Below are 6,819 nucleotides of genomic sequence, written 5' to 3'. Positions count from 1 at the left end.
CTCGACGAACTCGACGCCCTGCCCGACACCGTCCTCGGTGACCTGCTGCGCCGGGTGGTCGCGGACGCCCTGACCCCCGGCGCGGAGCCGCTCGCGGCCTTCCAGTCGGCGCTCGACCGGTAGCACCGCGGGAGCCCGCGCCCCCGCACCCGGCGCGTCGAGCCCGACGGGCGCCCGCGCCCCCGCCGGTGCGCCCCCTGAGCGCCGGAGCGCCCCCGGCCGGGGAAGTGCGCCTGACCACCGGCTAAACCCCACGAGGCGGCCGAATCCGCCAACTCGCCAGCGTGGACGGTGGAGTTCGGGACATGCTGGGGTATGAAACCAGCGCCGTCGCGGACCGTTGGGCACGGGGGGAACAGGTGATGGAGCAGGAACAACACCGGCCGTACTTCTTCTTCAGCTACGCGCGTCGGGACTTCGAGGCCGAGGACGCCTTCGTCAACCAGTTCTTCAACGACCTGCGGGACGAACTCGGGCGGCTGGTCGGCACCGGCGTGCGCAGCGAGGAACTGGCCTACCGGGACACCGAGCAGCTGCGCCTGGGCGACGACTGGGCCGAGCGGCTGGCCACGATGCTCGGCCGCAGCCGGACCATGATCGCGCTCTACTCCCCGGCCTACTTCACCAGCCTCTACTGCGGCAAGGAGTGGACCGCCTTCCGCGGCCGGGTCCGGCGCCACCACGAGGAGACCGGGGAACTCATCTCGGCGCTCGTCCCGGTGCTCTGGGAACCCGTCGAGCCGGGCGACCTGGCCGACGAGGTCAACAAGATCCAGTGGGCCCAGCCGGACATGGGCGAGGCCTACGCCCGGTACGGCCTGCGGGCACTGCTGCGCACCGCGCAGGGCGGGGCGTACGAGCAGGTCGTCCGGGTGGTTGCGGAGCGGGTCCGGGACGCAGCCGCGCGCCGGCTCGGCGAGCTGCCCGAGTTCGACCTCGGCGCCGTGCGCGGCTACTTCCCGCCCCCGGCGGCGCCGCCCGCGGCGTCCGCCCCCGGGATGGTGCGGCTGTTCATCGCCGCCGGGCGCGCCTCGGAGTCCGCCGCCGAGGGCGGCTGGTACGGCTCCAAGCCGTGGCACTGGGCGCCCTACCACCCGCCCGTCCAGCCGTCCCTGGCGGCCCGCGCCCAGCAGGTGATCACCGGCGCCGGACACACCACCACGCTGGAGGAGGTCGACACCGCCCTCGCCGACAAGCTCGACCAGGCCCGCGAGGACAGCCAGGTCAGCATCCTGCTGGTGGACCCGTGGGTGGCCGGAGCCGAGCGCTACCGCTCCGCGCTGCGCGCGTACGACGAGCAGAACCACCCCGTCACCGGCGTGATGGTGCCCACCGGCAGCGGCGACCCGGCCGACGGGCCGGAGCGCGACGCGCTCTGGGCGGGCGTGCGCGACGTGTTCCGGCGCAACTGGCTGCGCCGGAGCGACCTGGAGCACTTGTTCCGGGTCAAAGTGAGCCGGGAGAGCTTCGACAACGACCTCACCATCATGGTGACGGTCGCTCAGAACAAGCTCATGGACGACAACCTGGATTGGGGGGACGATGGCGGCGACGCCTTCGGCCTCGGCCCCGGCGGCCCGGACACCGGCCCGGCGATGCCCGGGCTGACCATCCCGGCCGGCCCGCCGGGGCCCCGCCGGGGGCCCGCACGCGTCAACCGGGGCCTCCCGGGTTCCACCGACCTGCCGCACCAGAGCCGGGGCAAGGACACCGCTGTCCCGCTGAGGGGGGAGAAGAACGATGACCACTGAGCCCGGCGCGGATCCGGAGCGCGGCGGACCGGGATCGGTCGTCACGTTCTACTCCTTCAAGGGCGGCACCGGCCGCACCATGGCGCTCGCCAACGTCGGCTGGATCCTCGCCAGCCGCGGCCTGCGCGTCCTGGTCGTCGACTGGGACCTGGAGGCGCCCGGCCTCCACCGGTACTACCACCCGCTGCTGGTCGACCCGGAACTGCACTCCACCGACGGCCTGATCGACCTGCTGCGCTCCTACGTCAAGCAGGCGCTGCCCTCCACCGCCGGGCCGGTCGGGCAGTCCCCGGCCGCCTGGCTGGACGAGCCCGGGCGCCTGGACGGCTACGTCTGCGGCCTCGCCCTCGACCTGCCGCCCGGCGGCCGGCTCGACTTCCTGCCCGCCGGCCGGCAGAACGCCGCCTACGCCGCCGCCGTCACCAGCTTCAACTGGCGCAGCTTCTACCACGGCCGGGACATCCGCGGCGGCGAGTTCCTGCGCGAGCTGCGCGACCGCTGGGCCCGCGGCTACGACTACGTGCTCATCGACAGCCGCACCGGCGTCAGCGACACCTCCGGCATCTGCACCGTCCTGATGCCCGACACCGTGGTGGACTGCTTCACCTTCAGCGTCCAGAACATCCGCGGCGGCGTCGACGCGGCCCGCGACATCGCCGCGGCCGAGGAGCGGGCGATCCGGGTCCTGCCGGTGCCGATGCGGGTCGAGGACGCCGAGCAGGAGCGCCTGGAGGCCGGCCGCGACTACGCCCGCGAGGCCTTCGCCCCCTACCTCGGCCGCTGGCTGGCCGGCGACCGCCGGGCCGGCTACTGGGCCGACGTCGAGGTGCCGTACAAGCCCTTCTACGCCTACGAGGAGGTGCCCGCCACCGTCGCCGACCGGCCGCAGGAGGCCCGCAGCCTGCTCAACGCCTTCGAGCGGCTGGCCGGCTGGATCACCGACGGCCGGGTCCGCGCCCTGCGCCCGCTCACCGCCGAGACCCGCCGCCGGCTCTACGGCGCCTACCTGCGCTCCGCCCGAGCGGTTCCGCGTCAGGTGTTCGTCAGCTACGCCCCCGAGGACCGGATGTGGGCCGAGTGGGCCGCCGGGACGCTCACCCGCTTCGGCTATCAGACCTCCCTGCACAGCGCCGCCGAGCCGTACAGCGGCCCCCGGCCGCCGGAGGTCGCCGGGCCGGTCGACGGCCAGGGCCGGCTGCTCGCGCTGCTCTCGCCCGAGTACACCGCGCTGCCCCGCGCGGCCGAGGTCTGGCAGCTCCTCCAGGGGCGCGAACTCGCCTCCGGGTCGCCGTCGTTGGTCGCCTTCCGGCTCCAGGACTCGGACGAGCCGGTGCCCCGCCCGTTCACCGGGCCGCCGGTGCCCGACCTGGTCCGCTCCTCCGCGGTCGGCGCCGAGTCCCAGCTCTACGCCGAACTCGGCCCGCCGCCCGGCAGCAGCCGCCAATCGGACACCGACAGCGGGGAGTTCGCCGCCCCCGCGCGGTTCCCCGGCACCGCCCCGCAGGTCCAGGAGGCGCCCTCGCGCAACGCCGCCTTCATCGGCCGCGGCAAGCTGCTCGAACTGCTCCGCAACCGCTTCACCGGCGGGCCCGCCGCCGTGCTCAGCCAGGTGCTCTACGGCTTCGGCGGCGCCGGCAAGTCCCAGATCGCCGCCGAGTACGCGCACCGCTTCAAGGCCGCCTACGACGTGGTCTGGTGGGTGCCCGCCGAGGAGCCCGCCAACATCCCGCAGAAGCTCGCCGAACTCGCGCCCCGGCTCGGCGTGCCCACCAGCGACGACGTCGCGCACACCGCCGCCGCCGTGCTCGACGCGCTGCGCCGCGGCCAGCCGTACCGCCGGTGGCTGCTCGTCTTCGACAACGCCGGCACCCCCGAGGAGCTCGCCCCCTGGCAGCCGGCCGGCTCCTCCGGCGGGCACGTGCTGATCACCTCCCGCAACCAGGGCTGGGCCCGGCACGCCGGCCTGGTGGAGGTCGACGTCTTCCTCCGCGAGGAGAGCGTCCGGCTGCTGCGCCGCTTCAACGGCGGGCTCTCCTCGGAGGACGCCGACCAGGTCGCGCAGCGCCTCGGCGACCTGCCGCTCGCCGTCGGCCAGGCCGCCGTCTGGCTCCAGGAGACGTCGATGCCGATCGCCACCTACCTCGAACTGCTCGACGAAGAGCTCACCGAGATGCTGGAGCGCACCCGGCTGCGCGCCGCCGACTACCCGCACTCGGCCGCCGCGACCTGGCGCATCTCGGTCGAGGAGCTGCGCCGGATGAACGCCCCGGCCGCCCAGATCCTGGAGATCTGCGCCTTCTTCGGCCCGGACGCCATCCCGATGCGGCTGCTCTACAGCCGGGCCGTCACCCGCGCCCTGCGGCTGCCCCCGCGCGCGCCCCGCGACAAGCTCGCGATCGGCGAGTTCCTGCGCGCCATCAACCGCTTCGGGCTCGCCCGCACCGACCAGGGCAGCGAGACCATCACCGTGCACCGGCTGGTCCAGGCGGTGCTGCGGGACCAGGTCGAGGAGGAGCGGCGGGCCGAACTGCGCGGCGTCGTCCACGCCGCGCTCGCCACCGCCAACCCCGGCGACCCGGACGTGCCCGTGAACTGGGCCGAGTACGCCGAACTCCTGCCCCACCTCTGGCCGTCCGGAGCGCTCGACAGCGCCGACGAGGACGTCCGGCAGTGGATCATCGACTCGGTCCGCTACCAGTGGAAGCGCAGCCTGCACGAGTCCGGCCGGGAACTCGCCGAACGGACCCTGGAGCACTGGCGCCAGGACGGCTACGGCGGGCCCGGCTTCGACGTCGACAACGACGCCCAGACGCTCATGCTGCGCACCCAGCTGAGCAACATCCGCCGCTCCCAGGGCGCCCTCCAGGAGGCGTACGAGATGGACCGGGACATCCTGGAGCGCTTCACCGCGACCCTGGGCCCGGAGCACTCCCACACCCTCGCCGTCGCCAACAGCCTCGGCGCCGACCTGCGCTTCCTCGGCCGCTACGACGAGGCCCGGGCGCTCGACCGACGCACCCTGGACGCCGCCCGGCGCACCCTCGGCCCGGACCACCCCCGGACCCTGATGATCACCAACAACCTCGCCGTCTCCGACTACCTGGCCGGCGACCGCAGGGCCGCCCTGGAACGGCACCGCAGCAACTACCTCCAGCAGCGCGACGCGCTCGGTGCGCACAGCCTCTACGCGCTCTCCTCGGCCTCCAACTACGCCCGCGACCTGCGCGAGACCGGGCGGCTGCGGGAGGCCCTGGACCTGCTGGAGGAGACCGTCCGGATCTACCAGCAGACCATCGGCGACAGCCACACCGACACCCTGCGCGCCCGCAAGAACCTGGCCGTGGCGCTGCGCCGGGCCGGCCGGTACCACGAGGCCCTGGAGATCGACGAGGACATCTACCAGCGCTACCTGGACATCAACGGCCCCGAGCACCCCGACACCCTGGCCGCCGCCACCAACCTGGCCAGCGACCTCAACGCGCTCGGCGACACCGGGCGGGCGATCCCACTGGCCGAACGGGCGCTGGCGAGGTACCGCGACTACCTGGGCGAGAACCACCCGGTGACGCTGGCCGGCGCCAACAACCTCTCGGTGTACCTGCGGCTGGCGGGGCGCGCGACGGAGGCGCGCGAGCTGTCCGGCCGTACGCTGGCGCAGTTCCGCACCGTCCTCGGCGCGCACCACCTCTACATCCCGATCGCGATGATGAACCACGCCAACGACCTGTCGCTGGCCGGGGAGCTCCAGGACGCGCTCGACCTGGAACTGGAGGCCGCGCCGCTGATGACCGAGGCCCTCGGCCAGGACCACTACGACTCCATCGGCATCAACTCCAACCTCTCGCTGTCGATGGCCGCCCTCGGGTACGCCGAGCGGGCGGCGGAGCTGCGGGCGGACTGCATCCGGCGGGCCCGGATCACCCTGGGGGAGGAGCACCCGACGACGATCGCGGTGCGGGCCGGGACGCGGCTGGACTCCGACGTGGAGCCGCCGCACGTGTGACGGACGGTCGGCCGGTGTGGCCTAGGCTCACCGGCATGGTGCCGTTCCGGCAGTTCCTGCTGAAGATCCACAGTCGGTGCAACCTGGCCTGCGACTACTGCTACGTGTACGAGGGCGCGGACCAGAGCTGGCGCGGGCGGCCGCGACGGATGGAACTCGCGACCGTCCGCCGCACCGCCCGGCGGATCGAGGAGCACGCGGCCGAGCACGGGCTGGACGAGGTGTCCGTGGTGCTGCACGGCGGCGAGCCGCTGCTCGTCGGCGCGGCCCATCTGGACGCGCTGCTGGCCGAGTTGGCGGCCGTCCGGCCCCGGAAGCGGTTCACCGTGCAGACCAACGGGCTGCGGCTGCTGGACGAACCGGCCCTGCTCGACGTGCTGCACCGGCACCGGGTCGCGGTCGGGGTCTCGCTGGACGGCACCCGGGCCGACCACGACCGGCACCGCAGAACGCCCTCCGGCACCGGCAGTTGGGCACGTACCGCGGAGGCGGTGCGGCTGCTCGGCTCGGACCGGCACCGGGACCTCTTCGCCGGCCTGCTGTGCGTCGTCGACCTGGAGTCCGACCCGGTGGCCACCTACGAGGCGCTGCTGGAGTTCGCGCCGCCCCGGATCGACCTGCTGCTGCCGCACGCGACCTGGCGGGAGCCGCCGCCCGGCGTCCGGCCGCGGCCGCTGCCGGACGCGCCGCCGTCGGGCGCGGAGCCGGCGCCGTACGGGCAGTGGCTGATCGCCGCCTTCGACCGCTGGTACGACGCGCCGCGCCGGGAGACCGGGGTGCGGCTGTTCGAGGAGCTGGCGGTGCTGCTGCTCGGCGGGCGGGCGGCCAGCGAGGCGGTCGGGCTGGCGCCCGTCGACCTGGTGGTGGTCGAGGCGGACGGGACGATCGAGCAGGCGGACAGCCTCAAGGTGGCCTACGACGGCGCCCCCGGGACCGGCCTGGACGTGTGGCGGCACGGCTTCGCGCGGGCGGGCGCGCACCCGGCCTTCCGGGCCCGCCAGCGCGGCCTCGCGGGCCTCGGGCCGGTCTGCGCCGGCTGCCCGCTGGCCCGGGTCTGCGGCGGGG

4 protein-coding genes are annotated in these 6,819 nt (G+C 74.4%); all 4 read left to right on the top strand.

From position 1 onward, the window contains the following. Positions 1 to 123, top strand: a 123-nt coding sequence (gene fxsA / locus ACIQOV_RS20190; RefSeq protein WP_401050236.1) for an FxSxx-COOH cyclophane-containing RiPP peptide, incomplete at its 5' end; no start/stop codon positions are given. A gap of 239 nt (positions 124 to 362) precedes the next feature. Then, positions 363 to 1,751: a TIR-like protein FxsC gene (locus ACIQOV_RS20185; protein ID WP_401050233.1), complete on the top strand. Its 1,389-nt coding sequence runs from the start codon at positions 363 to 365 to the stop codon at positions 1,749 to 1,751. Further along, positions 1,741 to 5,754 (top strand): FxSxx-COOH system tetratricopeptide repeat protein, encoded by a 4,014-nt coding sequence (gene fxsT / locus ACIQOV_RS20180; protein ID WP_401050230.1) that lies wholly within the window; start codon positions 1,741 to 1,743, stop codon positions 5,752 to 5,754. Before ACIQOV_RS20185 ends, fxsT begins: the two co-directional genes overlap by 11 nt. Before the next feature lie 35 nt (positions 5,755 to 5,789). After that, on the top strand, positions 5,790 to 6,819 hold a 1,030-nt coding region (locus ACIQOV_RS20175; protein WP_401050228.1), incomplete at its 3' end, for an FxsB family cyclophane-forming radical SAM/SPASM peptide maturase.

Origin of the sequence: Kitasatospora sp. NPDC091257, from assembly GCF_044757675.1 — a bacterium.
Taxonomy (GTDB): domain Bacteria; phylum Actinomycetota; class Actinomycetes; order Streptomycetales; family Streptomycetaceae; genus Kitasatospora; species Kitasatospora lactacystinica.
The sequence above is the reverse complement of the archived record's forward strand: the minus strand, read 5'-3'. Positions and strand labels throughout refer to the sequence as shown.

Excerpts from the sequence above, each read along its gene's own strand:
- fxsT (WP_401050230.1), top strand. The coding sequence starts at position 1,741 with ATGACCACTGAGCCCGGCGCGGATCCGGAGCGCGGCGGACCGGGATCG.
- ACIQOV_RS20185 (WP_401050233.1), top strand. The coding sequence starts at position 363 with ATGGAGCAGGAACAACACCGGCCGTACTTCTTCTTCAGCTACGCGCGT.